Origin of the sequence: Rhizobium sp. J15, from assembly GCF_002531825.1 — a bacterium.
GTDB lineage: Bacteria > Pseudomonadota > Alphaproteobacteria > Rhizobiales > Rhizobiaceae > Rhizobium.
Genome location: NZ_NWSX01000056.1, coordinates 1 through 16,997, shown reverse-complemented (window position 1 = coordinate 16,997; position 16,997 = coordinate 1). Strand labels below are relative to the sequence as shown.

The following is a 16,997-nucleotide window of genomic DNA, read 5'->3' as shown; positions in this document are numbered from 1 at the left end:
TCTCACTCTGATTGACTTGAGGAGAAAATCAATATTCATTCAAGCAAAAGTTGAGGATTTATGATGAAAAACGCCTTTATATTCTTGATATTAGCGGCAACGGTGATTCCGCTGTCGAGCTGCACGACGACCTCCGAGGCCTCCCGCCGGCAGTCCGAGTCGATCACCGCCCGTAGCGGCGTCAGAACGCTGGTGGCCAAGAACTGGCACATCGACGACGACTGCCGCCACATCGATTACCCCGCCATCCACATCGTCGAACGGCCCCAACACGGCCGCCTGGAAATCGTCCACGAACCGCTCTTCCCCAAGCTCGACGGAAAAGCCTCGAAATGCGAAAAGACCAGGGTCAACGGCGTCGTCGGCTATTACACGGCCAACCCCGGCTACACCGGCAAAGACCGGCTCGTGATCCGCTCGCCCTATGAAGAGGGCAAGACGGAAGAAGGCGTGCTGAACGTGACGGTGGTGAAATAGACGGCCATCCGGCCGATCAATCGCTGACAGAAAATCCCCATGAGGACGGATCGATCAATTCCGGCGGCGGGAGCATTTCCTTGAGCTCGACCGGGCGGCGTTTGATCTCGACGGCGGTGAAGCTCTCCCCGCGTCCCCATCCCGAGTGGATGTTGATTTTGAGAGATACGCCATCCGGCGTCAGGCATTCGTGTCTGCCCGCATCGGCAAACCCAGGCTTCATGTCGAACCAGGCGCAGGCTTCTCCGAGCGCGTCGCCGCTCCGTTTTAAGTCGACCTCGCCGAGCTTGAGCTGGAAAATATTGTATGGCTGCTTAGGATCGAGCGGCGCACGACCGGCGTGAAGACTATGTCTGCCCTTGGAGTAAGTGATGTGGATCCCCTGGTTTTCCAGTTCGTTCCAAATCGTCAGTTTTAAAGCACCGCCCTTTTCGCGGCGCTCTTCCGAGCGCCAGGGATAGTGTCGTAATATTCTGACTTCCGACCATGCTCCGACCATTTTAGCTTCAAAATCGACAAGAGCTTCAGGCTCGGGATAATCCCGTAGCGGCTTCAGCCAGAACCATGGATCGAACAACCTCTTCGGCGGCGCAACCTCGGATTCCGCGACGGCTGTTCGGTCGAGCCGGACCAATTGCGTGTCGCTCATCGGCTTCCCGACGCGGAACAGAACCTTTTCGGCAACTTCAATGCCGTCGGCCGACAGACAACTGAACCAAAGCGGCGACATCGCGTCACTTGTGCGGATGAGTTGCCGCCAGTTGCAAGCTTCTCCAGCTTGGTTGTCAGTCTCGCCGGTTTCATTTGTTTGCTTCACGCTGAGGTCCAGACTCCGTTCGGTCCTTTCAATGCTCATCCACGTAAAGTCTTCGTTGCCGGTCTTGGTCGTCCGCAACACGGTGTTGTCGAAGAAATTCCCGTAGGAGACGGTTGTTTGGTCGCCATTGACCGATTCAACCCGCGTCCAGCCCTTGTGATGAACGACCGAACGCGACATTTCCTTCGGCTCGCCATAAAAGTTCCGAACGATCATCGACGCGGTGTAGTCCGGAACATTGCGTATAGGCGCAAAGGGAACTTCGCCGGCATTGCCGAAGCCGGCAGCGAGCATGAAGAGACAGGTCGCAATACATCTTTTCACCGACTGCACCTCAACGATTGCTGGAAGCAGAACAGGCGGAAACGAAGGCTCTGGACTCTGCTTGACTCCCTGAAAAATTCAATGTTTATCCACGCAAAAGTTGAGGGTTTATAGTGAAAAATATTCTTACTTATTTAAGCGCAGCAGCAATGATTGCACTTTGCGGGTGCACCACAACCTCCGACAGCTTCCGGCAGAAGTCAGTATCCAAAACGGTGCTTACCGGTGAGAAGACGAAGTTGGGCCAGACCTGGCATGTCGACAAGGATTGCAGCTTCGTCGGTTATCTGCCTACCCACGTCATTGAACAACCCAAGCACGGACGCTTCCAGCTCGTACATGAGCCGGTCTTTCCCAACGAAAAGGGGGCGCTTGCGAAATGCCGGACGGTCAAGGTGCAAGGTATGGTTGGCTACTATACCTCGGAGCCAGGCTACATCGGCAGCGACAAGATCGTTGTCAGATCTCCTTCCGGAAATGGGAGGGTCGACGAGATCATCATGAATGTGAATGTCATCAAGTAGGATGACCCGGCCCGACGGTCCGAAATACAACCGCCGGGCGCCACTCCTTTCATAGAGCTCCACGGCCTACTCTTGGCCATCCTTCGGCCCCTTGGCGTAGTCGCAGATCGACGTGAAATAGAGTGTCTGCCCTGCAAACTCCGCCTTCGACAACCCGAATTCGTAAACGGCGAATTTGTCACTGTGGTAGTAAAACGCTGCGGAGAGGAACTCCCCCAGGCGTCCGCAGTCCCCCATGCCGGCGCCGGTATAGACCGATAGAGTTTTGCCCTTGAAGGTCCCCTTCACCACCTTGTCGATCTCAAAGTCGCCGCGGGTCAGCCGTGGCGGCTCGCGATCCGTTTGCGAATCCGGCAACTCGACGCCGAAGGTGACGAGCTTCATGCGGCCTTTGACGATCAAATCCGCTTTCGCAAATCTCTCCTTCGCGGACGATCGCCCGCAACTGCACGCAGATGCCTCCGAAGCCGGCAGCGCCATCAGGACCGACGCGGCGACCAAGGCCGCGGCACGATATGAATTCATTGAAATCCCCCTCCCGCGCGGCTGAAATCGTGCGCGGTCAATCGACAGCATCACCGGAGATTTGTCGGGATTGAGGCGAAGGGCTGGCCGATTTCTCGCGATGGTGGAGAGAAGCGGTACAATCTAGCTATCACGAAGATCAGCCCTTCGAACTCTCAGAGTTTCAGCTTTTCGAAAAGTCCGCCGCCGTCAGGGGAACCGGCCTGTAGCCATCGACGTCGGCAATCTCGTATTCCCGTCCCAGTTCCGCCGCCACCAGAACCCGCCCGGATTTCGACATCAGCGCGGGGTCTCGCCAGAGTCCGGCAATGACATGGCCGATGAACTCGGGAGACTCGGAGTTGGACAGGTCGAAGTATTCGGCATTCTCCAGCACGGCTTCGGTGCGGACCAGACCGGGATAAAGCGAGACGGCGGCGACATTGTGCGGACGCAGCTCATGGGCGAAGTCCGCGACCATCTTGTCCGTGGCAGCCTTGCCGATGCCGTAAATGGCATTGCCCTCGTAGAGCTGCGCCGCCCAGAAGGAAATATTGACGATAAGGCCGCGCCGTGCCGGGATCATCATCGGCGCGACGGCGCGCGAGGTCATGAAAGCCGCCCTCAGCGCCGTGCCGATCATCGCGTCCCACCGCCAGACCGGCTGCTCCCAGAAAGGTCGGGGCCAGGTAAAATCGCCATTCTCGACCATGTTTTCATAGCCGGGCCAGGCATTGTTCACCAGAATATCCAGCCGGTTGCCGGCTCGGATCTCCTCGGCCACACGCTCGGTTTCGGCGTCGCTGCTATGGTCGCATCGATGAAGGACGACGGTTCCGGGCAGTGCCGCAGCCTCAAGCGCGAGCCCCTCCAGCGATCCCGCGCTCTTGCCGCCCTGGCTTGCCTTCGGTTCGGAAAGGGTCCGGCCGGTCACGTGCACCGTGGCTCCCTCGGCGAGCAGCGCAAGCGCAATCCCACGGCCGACACCGCGGCTTGCGCCCGTCACCAACGCGACGACATCCTTCAAGTCAGTCTCCCCGACGGCTGTTAACAGCTGCATGCATTGGAGCTGTGGTATATCGCCCTCAAGACGAGAATGAAAGGCGGCGGACCGCTGGAGACGGCGTGCCGAGAACTCTAGGAACGACCGCTAACCGCCTGCAACGCCGCCGCGATCGTGGCGAGCGGGATGACCAGCGACAGAGGCGCGTCGAGCAGTGGAAGCGCGCCGTATGTCTTGTACCAGCCGGCCACCCTGTCGTTCTTGGCGTCGATCGCCATCACGACGCCGCCGACTTCGGCGGTGACGCGCAGGCATCGCTTGCCGGCGGCCAGCAGCAATTGGCCGCCCATTCCCTGCCCTTGCAGCCGCATATCGACAGCCAGACGCGTCAGCCGGAAGCCTGGCACCTCGTGGCGGGCGAGACCGTGCTTGACGTTGTCAGGGACGATCTCCGGTCTGATGGATGTCGGGGCGAGGCTGTAAAAGCCGAGAACCGTCTTTCCATCGGCATCGTCTATCGCAAGGAAGGTCTTGGAGCCGCCCTGGTCATGGCTCTGACGGGCATAGCGCTGCAGAAAATCGTTAAGATCGGCATCGCCGCAGTCGAAGGATTTGCGATCGTGATGTTTGCCGATCGTCTCTTCATGCCAGGCGATCATATCGATTTCGGCAGCGCTCGGGCAGCCGCCAGCAGCCTCTCATTCGGCTGAGGCGGATTTTCCAGGAGCTCGAGAATGCGCCAGTAATCGCGTTCGGATGCCTTGATGACCTCTGCTTCGGCGATGACGGCCTCCGCCTCGCGCAATGCGGATTGCGTCACGAAATTGGTGAGATCGGTATTGCGAAGAGCCGCCGCCCTTACCAGCTTGGCTTTGGCGGATGCCGCGACCCGCAGGCTCATGCGCTCATTGTCTTCGACAGCCACTCTCGGCATGGCAGGCTCCATTTGTACTTATTGAAAGCGTACGGAAGATGTCGATGTATGTCAATCACCGTGCGCTTTCAATAAGCACAATGGAGGGGCCACTCTCTCACCCCACCACCCGCCTGATCTTCTCCGCATCCTCCGCCGTCGCCGGATTATACACAACCATGCTGAGGTCCGGCCGCCCGTCCACCTGGAAGGCCGAATATTCGAAGGAGAGCAGACCCAGCACCGGGTGTTTGATGTGCTTGGCGCCCTCGCCGTGGCTGCGCACGTCGTTGTCGCGCCACATGGCGAGGAATTCCGGGCTTTTCCGGCAGAGTTCGTCGACCAGCGGCTCGACTTCGGCCGCCGCCCCGGCGCGGGCGGCATCGACGCGGAAGGCGGCGACGACGAAGCGGGCGACGCTTTCCCAGTCATATTGGGCGGCGCGCACGCGCGGATCGAGGAAGATGAAGCGCAGCACGTTGCGCTCCTCGGGCGGCAGCGCGCCGTAATCGGTGAGCAGCACGGTCGCCGCCCGGTTCCAGGCGACGACGTCCCAGATGGCGTTGCGGATCAGCGCCGGGCTCGGGTCCAGCGCATCGAGCACGCCCTGCAGGCGCGGCGTCACACCCTGTTCGTTGCGGTAGCGCACCTCCGGCGGGCGGCCGAGGCCGATGAGGAAGAGGTGCTCGCGCTCGATATCGGTCAGCATCAGCGCCCGCGAGATCCGGTCGAGCACATCGGCCGACGGCGCGCCGCCGCGCCCCTGCTCCAGCCAGGTATACCAGGTGGGGCTGATATTGGCGCGGCTCGCCACCTCCTCGCGCCGCAGGCCCGGCGTGCGCCGCCGTTCGCCGGCAAAGCCGAAAGCGGCGGGGTCGAGCTTGGCGCGACGGTCCTTGAGATAGGCGCCGAGCCGATTCTCGGAGGTGACGAATTCGCTCATCCTGTTAGTCTTTATACCATGATAATATCACTACTTTACCATGATAGCACTCTCGCCGATATCTGTCCCCAGTCCATCGGGAGATATCGACATGCGCGTATTCGTCACCGGAGCCACCGGCTGGGTCGGCTCGGCCGTCGTCAGGGAATTGCTCGCCGCCGGCCACGAGGTGCTGGGCCTTGCCCGCTCGGAGAAGGGAGCGGCGGAACTTTCGGCCATGGGCGCCGCCGTCCAGCGCGGCACGCTTGAAGATCTGGAGGGCCTGACGCGCGGCGCGGCCGAAGCCGACGCCGTCATCCATACCGGCTTCAACCATGATTTCTCGAAATTCGCCGAAAACTGCGCCCTTGACCGGCGCGCCATCGAGGCGCTCGGCGAAGCCCTCCAGGGCTCCGGCCGGCCGCTGCTGGTCACATCGGGCCTCGGCCATGCGCCGGGCCACATCGGCACCGAGAAGGACCCGCCGATGCCGACATCGCAGACCTATCCCCGCGCCTCCGAGATCACCGCAATATCGCTCGTCGCCCGCGGCGTGCGCGCCGCCACCGTCCGCCTCCCGCCCTCGGTGCACGGCCATGGCGATCACGGCTTCGTGCCGATCCTGATAGAAACCGCGCGGCGCACCGGCATCTCGGCCTATATCGGCGAAGGGCAAAACCGCTGGCCGGCCGTCCACCGGCTCGATGCCGCCCGCCTCTACCGCCTGGCGATCGAACGCGGCGCCACCGGCGGTCCGTTCCTGGCTGTCGCCGAAGAAGGCGTGGTTTTCCGCCGGATCGCCGAAGTGATCGCCCGTCGGCTCAACCTGCCGGCCGCCTCGCTGTCGCGGGAAGAGGCGGCGGAGCATTTCGGCTGGTTCGCGATGTTCGCCGGCTTCGACGTGCCGACCTCGAGCGCGCAGACGCAGGCGTTGCTCGGCTGGCAGCCGACCGAGCCCGGCTTGCTCGCCGATATCGATCATGCGGCTTATTTTGGCGGGTGAGCCTGCCGCTGAGGAAGTCATCTGCCTTCGCTTGCCGCTCAAGGCGAAGCGACGACCAATGGAAGCCCTGCCGTGTGGCCCCCTCATCTGCCTGCCGGCATCTTCTCCCCGGGGGGAGAAGCGGGCAAATGGTGAGCTTCATGCCCCACAGGCGCGTTCAAGAAGGGCGAGACGTCGCCTCGATTCGGCTTCTCCCCAGCGGGGAGAACATGCCGGCAGGCAGATGAGGGGGCTACACGGCACATCCATTGCACAGCTCCGGTGCGCCAAGCCTTGCCTTCTCTCCAGCCTCATCGCCCACGTCCTTCGAGGCTCCGGCTTTCAGCTTGCGCACTTCAGGATGAGGGCTGATTGGCGTCTCTGGAATGGGCCTTAAGACGCGTTTGTCCGTTGGCAGAATTCCATTGGCAGCATGTCTTTCAGGGAGTCGCGAAAGGCTTGGTATTTCGCTTTCGCGTTTCCGCCAGCCTGCTGATCCATCATCCGCCACTCTTCCTCGGTGGGTTGAGGGCTATAGTGCAGATCTGTGAATCTCACCGATGTTCTATCGTCGGAGAATGTATAAACCGAAATCAAGGACAATTTTCCCCAACCATTGTCCGTCATCACGACCGTATTGTCTTTTTCGGACAGGCTTATATCGCGACCGATGGCCCGCGGCTCCTTGTCGCCGAACATGATCATCTGTTTGTTTTCGATGCGAAAATGAAAGCCCCGGCAATTCGCTCCTTTTTCATAGAGGTCCTTGCTCGTCATCTTGGCGATCATCGAAAGTTGCTCTTCTTCCGAGCAAGACGCGAGCAATGCCAGAACAAGCATTGCACATCGATTTCTCATGGTCGTTTCTCCCGCGGCGGGACCAGTTCCATCTGCCTTGACATAACGCAGGTTGAAAAACACTTGATTAATTTCAATCCAAATCTGAGTTTGGAAGACACTGAAATTGACGAATGCCAAGCTCAAGCAGCCGGAGACCGGCTACCTCTCTCCTTAAACCGCAATCTCGAAACGTCTTTCCCTACCGCGTCCGCCCCTCGTTCATCTCCGCGGGATCATAATTGATATCCCAGTCCTTCCCGGGCTTCTTCTTCCCCGGCGGGTGCTTGTGCACCGTCGCATCCTCCGAGCCGGTGATGACGGTCGGCTTGGCGCTGGCGACGCCGCTTGCCTTGCGGTCGGCGCGGGATTTGGCGAACTGGCCGGCCGCGTCTTTTTCGGGATTGGCCATGTCATTCGCCCTTCTGCTTCATCGCGTCGGAAATGTCGTTCATCTCGGGATCGCGGTTGTTTTCGCCGTTGGCGTCACGGTTCCTGTCCGGATCGTCCTTGGGTTTCAGGTACCCGCGCGGCCTGTTGCCCTTCGGCCCTTCCCAGCGGGGGGACTGGTCGGTGGTGCCGGGAGCGCCGTCCCTGGGTGTCGTCATGCCCATCGTCGTTTCTCCTTGGTTGAGTTAAGAAAAACCAGACAGGGCCGGAAGTGTTCCCGCCGTCATCGGATCGAAGCGAGCGTGGCGCAGCAGAAGGCGAGAAAGGTGATCCCGGCATTGACCGCATGCGAATATTCCCACTGGCGGCGCAGGCTTTCCCAGTTGTCCGGCTGCACCGTCCAATTCTCGGTCGCCGCATTGGCGGGCTGCGTGAAGATCATGAAGATGACGAGGTTGAGCACGATCATCCCCGCCGCGGCGATCGACAGCATCAAGGCTGTTCTGTCGGCCCGCAAGGCAATCGCATTGCCGATATTCGCGAAGAAGGCGAGCGGCAGGAAGAGCCCGACGATCCACCAGCCGGCATAGGCCTGCTGCGCGACGAAATAGTCCGCCTTCGTCATCCCGATCTTGTTGAGAAGCGAGAAGGCGTGCGCCGCAGGCGCCACGAGCGCCAGGCCGGTGATGATGACGGCAAGGAACCTCATGCGGGCTAAACCGGCCGCCGGGCGGCGGGTTCCCGAAAAAATATGGAACAGTGTCGGCCCTCATCGGTTGCTCAAAGGTCCTGAACCCCAAAACAGGGAGCCGAAAATGAGCAAGACCAACGTTCGCGAACTTCAGAAACGCGCCGAACAGCAGGTGAAGAACACCAGCGCCGGCGGCCACCTCGGCGGCACCTATTTCGGCCAGCAGCCGGACGGCAAAACCGCCTCGGACACTACCAACGACAGCGCCAAGGCCCGGCCGAACGACGGCAGCAACTGAGCGGCGGGCACGCTTCCCGGTGCGTTTGCGGTGATGGGAAATCTCGAAGGGTGGTGCCGTGGGGGGCTAGCTTGCGGAGTCTTGGCATTCTTCCCGCACCACTCAAGCGATCCCGCAATTTCCCCTCACCCGCTTTGAGCCGTCAGCCATCATCGGCAGAACGCGGCGGGACAATCGCAGCAACTCATTCATCTTCGAAAGGACCATCGGGAGCTGCGCTCGTCGCTGGATCATAGTCGAATATCTCCATGATCGTTCCCTCAGTCGTGCCGAATTTGAGGTTTGCTTGGTCCTGATCCATGAACCGTCTTTGCGCTCGCACAATTCGCTTGCCCTCCGACGCGATCCAGAAGTCACCATAGGCAGCGTAGGGATCCGAATGCCAGGTCATCCTGTAGTGCTTGACCTTCTTACCCTCCTCTAGGTCTTCGCCGACCAGGGTGCATGATCTGAATTTGGGACCATCGACATCAAGCAGAGACCAGTTCAGACGATTGCCCCGCGCCCACTTCTGTTTCCGAACATCGAGCAAATATGCCGTGCTCTGGCCAAAGCGCATCTCTCCAATCTGCGTGAGCGAGCCACCCGATCGAACATCGTATAACTTTGCACTGTAAAACCAGCTCAATCGGGTCGCCGAATAGGAATAGTTCACTTCGGCGCAGGACGGATCCAGCTTAATATCGCCGCCGGCAAGGGCCGGAGCCGCGCCAATCGCTGCCAAGAGCAACGCGCTAAAAATCCTAAATCTTAACAAGCTTCCTCCCGTTGGCACTGAAATCTTCACAATATGATTGGCATCAGTCGAACATGTTCGCAGCTGCTCTATCACGATCACACCACCGCACCTAGAGATCGCCTCGTAAAGCGGAGCATATGCGCAGCGCGGCGCTCGGCGGCTCTCATGCTGAGGCGCGCACCCCGGAGGGCGGAGCCTCGAAGCACGCGCCGCAGCGCCGCTCCTGGCATCCATCGGGCTTCGAAAGCCTCGCATCACCGTCATTGAACGGCAACGTCCCTGCCCTAGCTTATGCTGGCGGCCGGCCGGCCGTGGGGGCATATCCGGCAGCGAGGGGCGACGTGGCATCCTATTCGATTGACGATGCGATCCGGGAGCTTGTCCCGGTCCTTTCCAGGGCGCCGGCGGGTGCGGTCAGCGGCGAATGGACCGCCACCACCATGCAGGCCGGCCATTCCTCGAGCACCGGCGGTTATCGCGATGCGGCTGGAAAGCAGGTGCCGGACGATTCACGCGATCCGCTGCGCGCCATCGGCAACGCCGTCGAAAAGCTCGATGCCGCCTCGGCCGCCGAGCGCTTCAACACGGTGGTGGTCCGCTGGAAGAAGCCGGCCCTGCCCTTCATGCGGGCGCAGGTGATGATTGAAACCAGCTTCGACCCGTCGATCGTGCCGCGCGGCCCGGAAGACCCGGTCTATGAGCGCGCGGCCGCCGCCCGCCGCGCCTTCTGGGAGGGCCGCGGCAGCCTGCGCGAAGGCTTTGCCGCCGAGCGCGCCTCGGCCAATATCCACGCCCAGACCAAATGGTTCGGCCCGCACCGCCGCATCCTCGCTATCGATGCGCCGGGACGGATGATCCTCGCCACCGACGGCCTCTCCACACCCTGGGCCGGCATTTCCGAGCCCGAAAACGGCGTCGAATGCGAACTCTTCATGGAATTCGGCGCCGCCACGCTGGATGCGACGACGATCGGCGACTGGGGAAACCTGTTGATCAATCTCGGCGACCTCGTCGCCGACGGCCACCGCATCGCCCGCGATGTCGAAAAACACGGCGCCATCCTGTTCTGCCGACTGACGGAGGATTACGCGCCGCTCACCCGCATCGTGCTCAGCCGCGATCCGGCCCGGATCGACGGCATGCCCTTCGGCTCCGTGCCGCTGATCCGGGCGACGGCAATCGCCGAAGCCGAGATCGACGGGAGCGACCCCGACGAGGACTGGGGCGCGACGGCAGCGCGCCAGGCGCTGGCCAAACGCGGGATCGAACTCTGAGGAGACACGCTCCTCACGGCGCGTAGCGGGTGAAGACATAATCATGGTCTTTCACATTGCCGACATGGCAGGAAAGACAGGTCTGATGCTGCGCGACATCGACCGGCTTGCCGTCGACAAACCGTCCGAAGCCCCAGCCGTGGCTGTCGGGATATTTCTTCGAGTCCTTGACCATGACCTGCACCGTGGTCGGCGCGCCCGGCACCGTCGCCGGCGCGAATTCCGTTGATTGCTTGCGCTTATAGGCGAGCTTCACCAGGATCGATCCATCCGGAAAAGGCAGGATCCCCTTCTTATAGGCATCGACCGCAATATCGTTGCCGAGCACGGCGCGCAGCTCATCGAGCGGCGGCGCTTCCTGCGCCGGAGCGATGAACTTCCAGTCGCGGTAGCCCTCGGGGATGGTGACGCCATAGATCGGCGAGGCATTTTCCGGCGCCTCCTCGGCGGCGGAATGGGAAACGGCGATGCCAAGGGCGAGACTGGAAGCGGCAAAGATGCCGAGGAGAGCGAATTTCATGAATGACTCCTGCCGGGCTGATGGTCCGCGGCAGGATCGTTCCGGATTGTATCCGGCAGATGTCGGCAGCCGGCCGAAATGTATCGAAATGTATATGCGGCCGGGCCGACCGCACCGGAGCACCCGCCTCGCCCTTCGAGGCCCCCCGCGGGGCACCTCGGGATGAGGCGGGTGCACCGACGCTAAGGCCCTACTCGTTGATATCGGGCTCGACGACCTTGGCAAGGTTGCGCAGCGATTCCTGCCAGCCGAGATAGCAGGCTTCGGCCGGAATCATATCGGGCACACCGGCCTGGGTGATATTGACCTCGGTGCCGACCGAGACCTTCTTCAGCTCGACGGTGACTTCCATTTCGCCCGGCAGGTTCGGATCTTCGAACTTGTCGGTGTAGCGCACGCGCTCGCCGGGCACGAGCTCGAGGAATTCGCCGCCGAAGGCGTGGCTGTTGCCGGTGGTGAAGTTGCGGAAGGCCATTCTGAACGTGCCGCCGACGGATGCCTCCAGATGATACACGGTGCAGAGGAAGCCGTTCGGCGGCAGCCATTTGGCAAGGGCGTCGGCCTCGATGAATGCGCGATAGACCTTCTCCGGGCTGGTCGCGAAAACGCGGTGCAGGCGAATGGTGCTTGGCATGGTCGTGATCCTTTTGACCTGTTGGAATAGACGAGCCTAGGACGGGCAATGCTCGCCCGATCCGACACCGGATCGATCTTTTCTTCAAGAAAAATCGCTGCCATCCCGCCGCCTTGACAAAAAATACAGCCGTCATTAAATGAGTGAGCACTCAGTCATTCAGAAAGCGAAGCATGGCCCGGCCGCGCAGCCCAGACAAGCGTGACATCATCCTCAAAGCGGCGGGACAACTCTTCGCCGATGAAGGTCTGAACGCGCCGACCGTCCGGATTGCCAAGGCGGCGGGCGTGGCCGAAGGAAGCATCTTCACCTACTTCGCCAGCAAGGATGAGCTGATCAATGAGCTTTACCTGGAGCTCAAGGGCGAGCTTCGCGCCGCCGTGGTCCTGCCGCCCGATACGACGGATCTCCGGGAATGCCTCTGGAAAGCATGGCATGGCTATGTGAGCTGGGGGGTGGCACACCCAAGGGAACATCGGCTGCTGACGGTCCTCGCGCTCTCCGGCCGGATCACCGAAGCCGCCCAGGCGCAGGCGCTCGATGCCTTCGGCGATGTTGCCGAGGTGCTGCGGCAGGCAATGGCGCTCGGCGCGCTGCGTCAGCAATCACCAGGCTTCGTCGGCGCGTTGATGTCCGGCATGGCCGACACGACCGTCGATTTCATCCGGCATTGCGCAACCGATGGCGACCTCACCTGCCGGGATGGCTTCTCCGCCTTCTGGAATGCCATCAGCCATGGCTGATCTTCTTGCGCCAATTAAATGCGTGAGCACTCACTCATTATAACAGAAAGACAGACGATGACACATGATCTTCTCGGCAAGACCTTTCTCGTAACCGGAGGCACGGACGGGATCGGCAAGGCGGCCGCAACGGAATTCGCAAGGCGCGGCGCATCCCTCACCCTCGTCGGCCGCAACAGGGCAAAGACGGAACGGACGATCGAGGATCTGAAGGCCGCCACCGGCAACCCGCATCTGGACTTCCTCATCTGCGACCTCTCCCGCATGGCGGAGGTCGGCCGCGCGGCGGAAGAGTTCAAGGCGAGGCACGACCGGCTCGATGTGCTCGTCAACAATGCCGGCGCGATGTTCAAGACGCCGCTGATCGGCCCCGATGGCATCGAGCTGACCTTCGCGCTGAACCACCTCGCCTATTTCCAGCTCACGACCGCCTTGCTTGACCTGATCCGCAAGACACCGGGCGCACGCGTCGTCTCGACATCGAGCGCCATGCAGGCCCGGGGAGCATTGGATCTCCGGAAGACGCCGACTTCGACCGAAGGATCGGGCATGCGCGCCTATGCGACATCCAAGCTTGCCAACATCCTCTTCACGAAGGAATTGCAGCGCCGTCTGGACGACACCGGCGCAACGGCCACCTGTTTCCATCCCGGCACGATCCGCAGCCAGTTCGGCGGCTTCGGCGCCGATGTCGGCTTCTGGATCGGCCTGGCATTCACGCTCGCCAAACCCTTCGCCAAATCTCCGGAACAAGGCGCCGATTCCCTCATCTGGCTCGCCACCGCCCCGGAAGCGGCCTCGCTCAAGGGGCAGTACATTGCCAATCGCCGGCCGCTGACCCCGCAGAAACAAGCAATGGACGCACAACTGGCGAAAGACCTCTGGGCGCTGAGCGAGACGCTCTGCGCGCAGGCGACGGCCCGTTCGTGACGGATGCCGCGGCGGCGGCCGGAGCCTTTGGCTCTCTAAGCCGCGGCCTTCTTCTTCAAGGCGTTGAGCAGCGTGCGGGCGCCCTCCTTCGAGGAGGCCGGGTTCTGGCCGGTGATCAGCAGCCCGTCCTGGACGACATGCACGGCCCAGTCCGCCGTTGCCGAAAACTTCGCTCCCTGGTCCTTGAGCTCGTCCTCCAGCAGATAGGGAACGACATCGATCAGGTGCACGGCATCCTCTTCGGAATTGGTGAAGCCGGTCACCGTGCGGCCCTTGACGATCGGCGTTCCATCCGGCGCCTTCACATTCATCAGGATGCCGGGCGCGTGGCAGACGAGCGCCACCGGCTTTCCCGCCGCAAGCATGGTCTCGATGAGCGACAGCGCATGGCGGTCGTTGGTCAGGTCCCAGAGCGGGCCGTGGCCGCCGGGAAAGAAGACGCTGTCGTAATCGCCTGCGCGGATCTCGGCGAGCTTCGTGGTGTTGGCAAGCGCCGCCTTTGCCGCCGGGTCGGCCTCGAAGCGGTGCGTATCGTCCGTCTGGAAGCCCGGCTCGTTGCTCTTCGGATCGAGCGGCGGCTGGCCGCCCTTCGGCGAGGCGAGGCTGACATCGACGCCGGCATCGCGGAAAACGAAGTAAGGGGCGGCGAATTCCTCCAGCCAGAAACCCGTCTTCCGGCCGGTGTCGCCCAATTGATCATGCGATGTGAGAACCATGAGAATTTTCATTGCTCAGCTCCTTCGTCCCGGATCGCGGACAAGCCATCGGCGTCCGGTTTTACGGTGAATACTGCCTGCAGATCTCACGCTAGAACGAGAGAAACCATAAACCCGTGTTCCGTGCGGGACAAGCGCTGGCCTGCCTTCGCGATCAGACGCGGCTTTCGAGCGCCGCTGCCTCCCTGACGGGAACCGCATGGGCGGAACTCAGCGCCGCATCGGCTTCGGCCAGGCGGGCGGCGCGGCGGCGCATCCTGAGGCTCTTCGGCATTTCGGTGGGCCGCGAGGAGGACGCCAGGTCCTGGAAGCGCGGCTTGCTGCATGGCCGGGCCAGGCGCTCGCGGCCGATGAGCGCCAGCAGCAGCTTGCGTTTCGCATAGCCCGCCGAGGTGCGCAGGATCAGCCTGATGACGAAGACCGGGTCGGCCTTCAGGATCGCCCGGGCCGGCGCGGCGGCCAGGCGGTAATTCCCCGCGAGCATATATTGGTTCAGCGCATATTTATGGGCGGCAAGGATGGCGCTGCCGGCAGCATAGGAAGACAGTTCCGGGCCGGCGGCGAGCGAGCGGCGTGTCACCTCGGAGAGCGCGCTCGCCATCCTGACATGGTCGGACGACATGTTGCCGGCATATTTCCGGTAGCCGAGCAGACGCTCCGGCACGTATTCGATGCAGTAACGCGCCGCCAGCCTCAGCTCGAAATCGAGATCCTCGCAGCCGCCGATGCCGGCGGCGACATAGGAGCTGTCGAAACCGCCGATCTCAAGCGCTGCCTGCCGCCGCACCAACAGCGAGCTGCCGTTGCCGACATATTTGTAGGTGAGATGCCGGGCATAGATATAGCCGCGCGCCAGATGGGACGGCCCCAGACCGTAGAGCTCATCGTCCAGATTGATGAAATGATGCAGCACATAGACCGCGGCCCATTGATCCGGCAGGCGTTCGAGAGCCTCCACCTGCTTTTCGATTTTCGCGGGGTGCCAGAGATCGTCCGCATCGAGGAAGGCGACATAGGGCCCCGAGGCGGCCTCGATGCCGGTATTGCGTGCGGCGGCGACGCCGCGGTTTGCCGTGCGGAGCAGGCGGATCCTGGCATCGTTCACCGCCGCGCGCTCGACGAGGCGCGCCGTGTCGTCGGTCGAACCGTCGTCGACGACGATGATCTCCAGGGCCCGATAGGTCTGGGACGTGGCCGAGACGAGCGTGCGCTCGATGAAGGGCGAAGCGTTGAACGCCGGAACGACCACCGAGACCAGCGGCTGCAAATGCGGCGTTGCTCCGATCGACTCCACGATTACCTCCCGAACGGCACGGCCAAGCCGCCCGTCAGCGCATTTCCGTTTTTTCCCAGAGCAACGCCATGTCACCGACCGGCGATACGCTCAGCCGGTCTCCATGTCTTCCCGATCAGCCGGCCGTTCGCGGCTCGATGATGCCGGCCGGCATCGCCGCGAAACGATCGGCAAACGGCGTGCCGCTTTCAGGAATCTCTACACTCGCCGAAGTCCCTTCATTCGGCAAGTGGGACGACGTGCCCCCGCCTCTTAAAGATCGCCGCAGCGATCGCCGAAGCCAGTCGGCGCCGAAGGTGGCGAGCGCCATCGGAAAGCGGGCGGCGATCAACAGCGCCACTTTCCTGATCTGGTCGCGGTCTCCGGCCAGAAACGCCTTCTTCAGATACCAGCGCGCCGTGTCGAATTCCGCCGCCGTGATGGCGGCGGCAAGATGCGGATGGCGCTGCCGGACCTCGGCCATGACAAGCGCGTGCGAGGCCAGCATCCGGTGGGCGTTGCTGGACATGTTCCCGCTGGTGGAGCGGTATCCCGTCAGGAAAGCCGGCGCCACCGCGAAGGGCAGCCGTTCAGCGAGCGTGAGATAGAGCTTCAGATCCTCGCAGCCTTCGGCGCCCTGGTCCCGCAGGGCCGGATCGTAGCCGCCGCAGGCAAGCACCTCGGCGCGCGGCATCAGCGGCGTGCTACCGTTTGCGATGAAATTTTCGCGGACGAGCAGCGAAAAGACATCGCCCTCCTCCGTCACCGGGCGCGAATGGCCCGACACCACGCCGTTGCCGTCGATCGCCGCGAACCAGTTATAGGCGACGGCGCGGCCTTCGGGAAATCGCCGCAGCGCCTGAAGCTGCAGCTCGATCTTGCTTGGGTGCCAGAGATCGTCGGCATCGATCGGCGCGACATGGCTGCCGTTCGCCTCGCGCAGCGCATAGTTGCGGGCGCGCGCCACGCCGCCATTGGCCTGATGGAGAACCCGCACGCGCGCATCGCAAAGACTGTATTCGCTCGCCAGTTCGAAGGTGCCGTCGCTCGAGCCATCGTCGACGACGAGGATTTCGAGATTGTGGTAGGTCTGGTTGGAGACGCTTCGAAGCGTTTCCGCAAGCGTCTTCCCGGCATTGTAGGCCGGGATGACGACGGACACCAAGGGCGCGGATTCGGCGGGCATGGGCGGTTATTCCGAGGAGGCGACCATCGCGTCGCCACCCAAAACGCAGCACACCGGAACCCCTTCCCCTATCGCCACTCTGTCCTCATAGGCCGGAGAAACTGCTGATATCCGCGTTCTTCTGCGGGCGCGGGCGGCGCGCCACAGGCTTGCGCGGTCTGGCGGCACTGGCTTCCATCTCCGCCCTGAACCAGTCGAGCGTCTTCAGCACGCCTTCCTCGTAAGTGACCTTGCAGGACCATTCCGGCATGACATGTCTGGCATTGGTCAGATCCGGGCGCCGGTTGGTCGGATCCTGCG

At 62.2% G+C, this 16,997-nt stretch carries 23 protein-coding genes and 1 pseudogene; 7 read left to right on the top strand and 17 right to left on the bottom strand.

Annotated features, from left to right (window positions below):
• Positions 1-63 precede the first annotated feature (63 nt).
• On the top strand, positions 64-477 hold the full coding sequence (locus tag CO670_RS28890) for a hypothetical protein (protein ID WP_097593472.1): 414 nt from the start codon (positions 64-66) through the stop codon (positions 475-477).
• 16 nt (positions 478-493) lie between these two features.
• Here the strand turns inward: CO670_RS28890 and CO670_RS28885 are convergent, their stop codons facing one another.
• A complete protein-coding gene (locus CO670_RS28885) occupies positions 494-1,588 on the bottom strand; it encodes a hypothetical protein (protein ID WP_097593440.1) in 1,095 nt (364 codons plus the stop codon).
• A gap of 143 nt (positions 1,589-1,731) precedes the next feature.
• Here CO670_RS28885 and CO670_RS28880 point away from each other — a divergent pair, with 143 nt between their 5' ends.
• The gene (locus CO670_RS28880; protein ID WP_097593439.1) at positions 1,732-2,142 is read left to right on the top strand and encodes a hypothetical protein; all 411 of its coding nucleotides are present in this window, start codon (positions 1,732-1,734) and stop codon (positions 2,140-2,142) included.
• 66 nt (positions 2,143-2,208) lie between these two features.
• On the opposite strand, the gene CO670_RS28875 is transcribed toward CO670_RS28880, so the two are convergent.
• The 5 genes from CO670_RS28875 to CO670_RS28855 form a co-directional block, all read right to left on the bottom strand.
• Positions 2,209-2,718: a hypothetical protein gene (locus tag CO670_RS28875; RefSeq protein ID WP_245426074.1), complete on the bottom strand. Its 510-nt coding sequence runs from the start codon at positions 2,716-2,718 to the stop codon at positions 2,209-2,211.
• Between the two features lie 112 nt (positions 2,719-2,830).
• A complete protein-coding gene (locus CO670_RS28870; protein ID WP_097593436.1) occupies positions 2,831-3,673 on the bottom strand; it encodes an SDR family NAD(P)-dependent oxidoreductase in 843 nt (280 codons plus the stop codon).
• Positions 3,674-3,783: 110 nt separating this feature from the next.
• Positions 3,784-4,308, bottom strand: coding sequence for a GNAT family N-acetyltransferase (locus tag CO670_RS28865; RefSeq protein WP_210202699.1), 525 nt, complete (start codon positions 4,306-4,308; stop codon positions 3,784-3,786).
• Positions 4,305-4,583, bottom strand: coding sequence for a DUF1778 domain-containing protein (locus CO670_RS28860; RefSeq protein WP_097593471.1), 279 nt, complete (start codon positions 4,581-4,583; stop codon positions 4,305-4,307). The genes CO670_RS28865 and CO670_RS28860 overlap by 4 nt, the downstream gene beginning before the upstream one ends.
• Positions 4,584-4,680: 97 nt before the next feature.
• Positions 4,681-5,505: a helix-turn-helix transcriptional regulator gene (locus CO670_RS28855; protein WP_097593433.1), complete on the bottom strand. Its 825-nt coding sequence runs from the start codon at positions 5,503-5,505 to the stop codon at positions 4,681-4,683.
• A 91-nt stretch (positions 5,506-5,596) separates the two neighbouring features.
• On the opposite strand from CO670_RS28855, the gene CO670_RS28850 reads away from it, so the two are divergent.
• On the top strand, positions 5,597-6,487 hold the full coding sequence (locus CO670_RS28850) for an SDR family oxidoreductase (RefSeq protein WP_097593432.1): 891 nt from the start codon (positions 5,597-5,599) through the stop codon (positions 6,485-6,487).
• Positions 6,488-6,859: 372 nt separating this feature from the next.
• Here the strand turns inward: CO670_RS28850 and CO670_RS28845 are convergent, their stop codons facing one another.
• The 4 genes from CO670_RS28845 to CO670_RS28830 all read right to left on the bottom strand — a co-directional run bounded on the left by CO670_RS28845 (position 6,860) and on the right by CO670_RS28830 (position 8,402).
• Positions 6,860-7,444: a hypothetical protein gene (locus CO670_RS28845; protein ID WP_141502433.1), complete on the bottom strand. Its 585-nt coding sequence runs from the start codon at positions 7,442-7,444 to the stop codon at positions 6,860-6,862.
• Positions 7,445-7,505: 61 nt separating this feature from the next.
• Complete coding sequence (locus CO670_RS28840; RefSeq protein WP_097593430.1) at positions 7,506-7,715, bottom strand: hypothetical protein; 210 nt, start codon at positions 7,713-7,715, stop codon at positions 7,506-7,508.
• A 1-nt stretch (position 7,716) separates the two neighbouring features.
• On the bottom strand, positions 7,717-7,917 hold the full coding sequence (locus CO670_RS28835) for a hypothetical protein (protein WP_097593428.1): 201 nt from the start codon (positions 7,915-7,917) through the stop codon (positions 7,717-7,719).
• 59 nt (positions 7,918-7,976) lie between these two features.
• Positions 7,977-8,402, bottom strand: coding sequence for a hypothetical protein (locus CO670_RS28830; protein ID WP_097593427.1), 426 nt, complete (start codon positions 8,400-8,402; stop codon positions 7,977-7,979).
• Between the two features lie 106 nt (positions 8,403-8,508).
• On the opposite strand from CO670_RS28830, the gene CO670_RS33120 reads away from it, so the two are divergent.
• Positions 8,509-8,682: a hypothetical protein gene (locus tag CO670_RS33120; protein ID WP_097593426.1), complete on the top strand. Its 174-nt coding sequence runs from the start codon at positions 8,509-8,511 to the stop codon at positions 8,680-8,682.
• 184 nt (positions 8,683-8,866) lie between these two features.
• Here the strand turns inward: CO670_RS33120 and CO670_RS28820 are convergent, their stop codons facing one another.
• Positions 8,867-9,520 carry a hypothetical protein gene (locus CO670_RS28820; protein WP_141502430.1) on the bottom strand — a complete coding sequence of 218 codons (654 nt, stop codon included), beginning with the start codon at positions 9,518-9,520 and terminating at the stop codon, positions 8,867-8,869.
• A 242-nt stretch (positions 9,521-9,762) separates the two neighbouring features.
• On the opposite strand from CO670_RS28820, the gene CO670_RS28815 reads away from it, so the two are divergent.
• Positions 9,763-10,695, top strand: a complete 933-nt coding sequence (locus tag CO670_RS28815; RefSeq protein WP_097593470.1) for a hypothetical protein — start codon at positions 9,763-9,765, stop codon at positions 10,693-10,695.
• Positions 10,696-10,708: 13 nt separating this feature from the next.
• Here CO670_RS28815 and CO670_RS28810 read toward each other — a convergent pair whose 3' ends face one another.
• Complete coding sequence (locus CO670_RS28810; protein ID WP_097593423.1) at positions 10,709-11,215, bottom strand: cytochrome P460 family protein; 507 nt, start codon at positions 11,213-11,215, stop codon at positions 10,709-10,711.
• 190 nt (positions 11,216-11,405) lie between these two features.
• A complete protein-coding gene (locus CO670_RS28805) occupies positions 11,406-11,849 on the bottom strand; it encodes an SRPBCC family protein (protein WP_097593422.1) in 444 nt (147 codons plus the stop codon).
• A 173-nt stretch (positions 11,850-12,022) separates the two neighbouring features.
• On the opposite strand from CO670_RS28805, the gene CO670_RS28800 reads away from it, so the two are divergent.
• Positions 12,023-12,592, top strand: a complete 570-nt coding sequence (locus tag CO670_RS28800) for a TetR/AcrR family transcriptional regulator (protein ID WP_097593421.1) — start codon at positions 12,023-12,025, stop codon at positions 12,590-12,592.
• A gap of 57 nt (positions 12,593-12,649) precedes the next feature.
• Complete coding sequence (locus CO670_RS28795; protein WP_097593419.1) at positions 12,650-13,522, top strand: SDR family oxidoreductase; 873 nt, start codon at positions 12,650-12,652, stop codon at positions 13,520-13,522.
• Between the two features lie 35 nt (positions 13,523-13,557).
• Here CO670_RS28795 and CO670_RS28790 read toward each other — a convergent pair whose 3' ends face one another.
• From CO670_RS28790 to CO670_RS28775, 4 genes and pseudogenes are all read right to left on the bottom strand, one after another.
• Entirely contained in the window at positions 13,558-14,250 is a 693-nt protein-coding gene (locus tag CO670_RS28790; RefSeq protein WP_097593418.1) for a type 1 glutamine amidotransferase domain-containing protein, read from the bottom strand.
• Between the two features lie 142 nt (positions 14,251-14,392).
• Positions 14,393-15,532: a glycosyltransferase family A protein gene (locus CO670_RS28785; protein ID WP_245426070.1), complete on the bottom strand. Its 1,140-nt coding sequence runs from the start codon at positions 15,530-15,532 to the stop codon at positions 14,393-14,395.
• 115 nt (positions 15,533-15,647) lie between these two features.
• Entirely contained in the window at positions 15,648-16,697 is a 1,050-nt protein-coding gene (locus CO670_RS28780) for a glycosyltransferase family A protein (protein WP_097593417.1), read from the bottom strand.
• A gap of 85 nt (positions 16,698-16,782) precedes the next feature.
• Positions 16,783-16,997, bottom strand: a pseudogene (locus CO670_RS28775) (hypothetical protein); the annotation flags it as partial.

Excerpts from the sequence above, each read along its gene's own strand:
- CO670_RS28890 (WP_097593472.1), top strand. The coding sequence starts at position 64 with ATGAAAAACGCCTTTATATTCTTGATATTAGCGGCAACGGTGATTCCG.
- CO670_RS28885 (WP_097593440.1), bottom strand. The coding sequence starts at position 1,588 with ATGCTCGCTGCCGGCTTCGGCAATGCCGGCGAAGTTCCCTTTGCGCCT.
- CO670_RS28875 (WP_245426074.1), bottom strand. The coding sequence starts at position 2,718 with ATGCTGTCGATTGACCGCGCACGATTTCAGCCGCGCGGGAGGGGGATT.
- CO670_RS28865 (WP_210202699.1), bottom strand. The coding sequence starts at position 4,308 with ATGATCGCCTGGCATGAAGAGACGATCGGCAAACATCACGATCGCAAA.
- CO670_RS28860 (WP_097593471.1), bottom strand. The coding sequence starts at position 4,583 with ATGCCGAGAGTGGCTGTCGAAGACAATGAGCGCATGAGCCTGCGGGTC.
- CO670_RS28855 (WP_097593433.1), bottom strand. The coding sequence starts at position 5,505 with ATGAGCGAATTCGTCACCTCCGAGAATCGGCTCGGCGCCTATCTCAAG.
- CO670_RS28850 (WP_097593432.1), top strand. The coding sequence starts at position 5,597 with ATGCGCGTATTCGTCACCGGAGCCACCGGCTGGGTCGGCTCGGCCGTC.
- CO670_RS28840 (WP_097593430.1), bottom strand. The coding sequence starts at position 7,715 with ATGGCCAATCCCGAAAAAGACGCGGCCGGCCAGTTCGCCAAATCCCGC.
- CO670_RS28835 (WP_097593428.1), bottom strand. The coding sequence starts at position 7,917 with ATGGGCATGACGACACCCAGGGACGGCGCTCCCGGCACCACCGACCAG.
- CO670_RS28830 (WP_097593427.1), bottom strand. The coding sequence starts at position 8,402 with ATGAGGTTCCTTGCCGTCATCATCACCGGCCTGGCGCTCGTGGCGCCT.
- CO670_RS33120 (WP_097593426.1), top strand. The coding sequence starts at position 8,509 with ATGAGCAAGACCAACGTTCGCGAACTTCAGAAACGCGCCGAACAGCAG.
- CO670_RS28810 (WP_097593423.1), bottom strand. The coding sequence starts at position 11,215 with ATGAAATTCGCTCTCCTCGGCATCTTTGCCGCTTCCAGTCTCGCCCTT.
- CO670_RS28805 (WP_097593422.1), bottom strand. The coding sequence starts at position 11,849 with ATGCCAAGCACCATTCGCCTGCACCGCGTTTTCGCGACCAGCCCGGAG.
- CO670_RS28800 (WP_097593421.1), top strand. The coding sequence starts at position 12,023 with ATGGCCCGGCCGCGCAGCCCAGACAAGCGTGACATCATCCTCAAAGCG.
- CO670_RS28795 (WP_097593419.1), top strand. The coding sequence starts at position 12,650 with ATGACACATGATCTTCTCGGCAAGACCTTTCTCGTAACCGGAGGCACG.
- CO670_RS28790 (WP_097593418.1), bottom strand. The coding sequence starts at position 14,250 with ATGAAAATTCTCATGGTTCTCACATCGCATGATCAATTGGGCGACACC.
- CO670_RS28780 (WP_097593417.1), bottom strand. The coding sequence starts at position 16,697 with ATGCCCGCCGAATCCGCGCCCTTGGTGTCCGTCGTCATCCCGGCCTAC.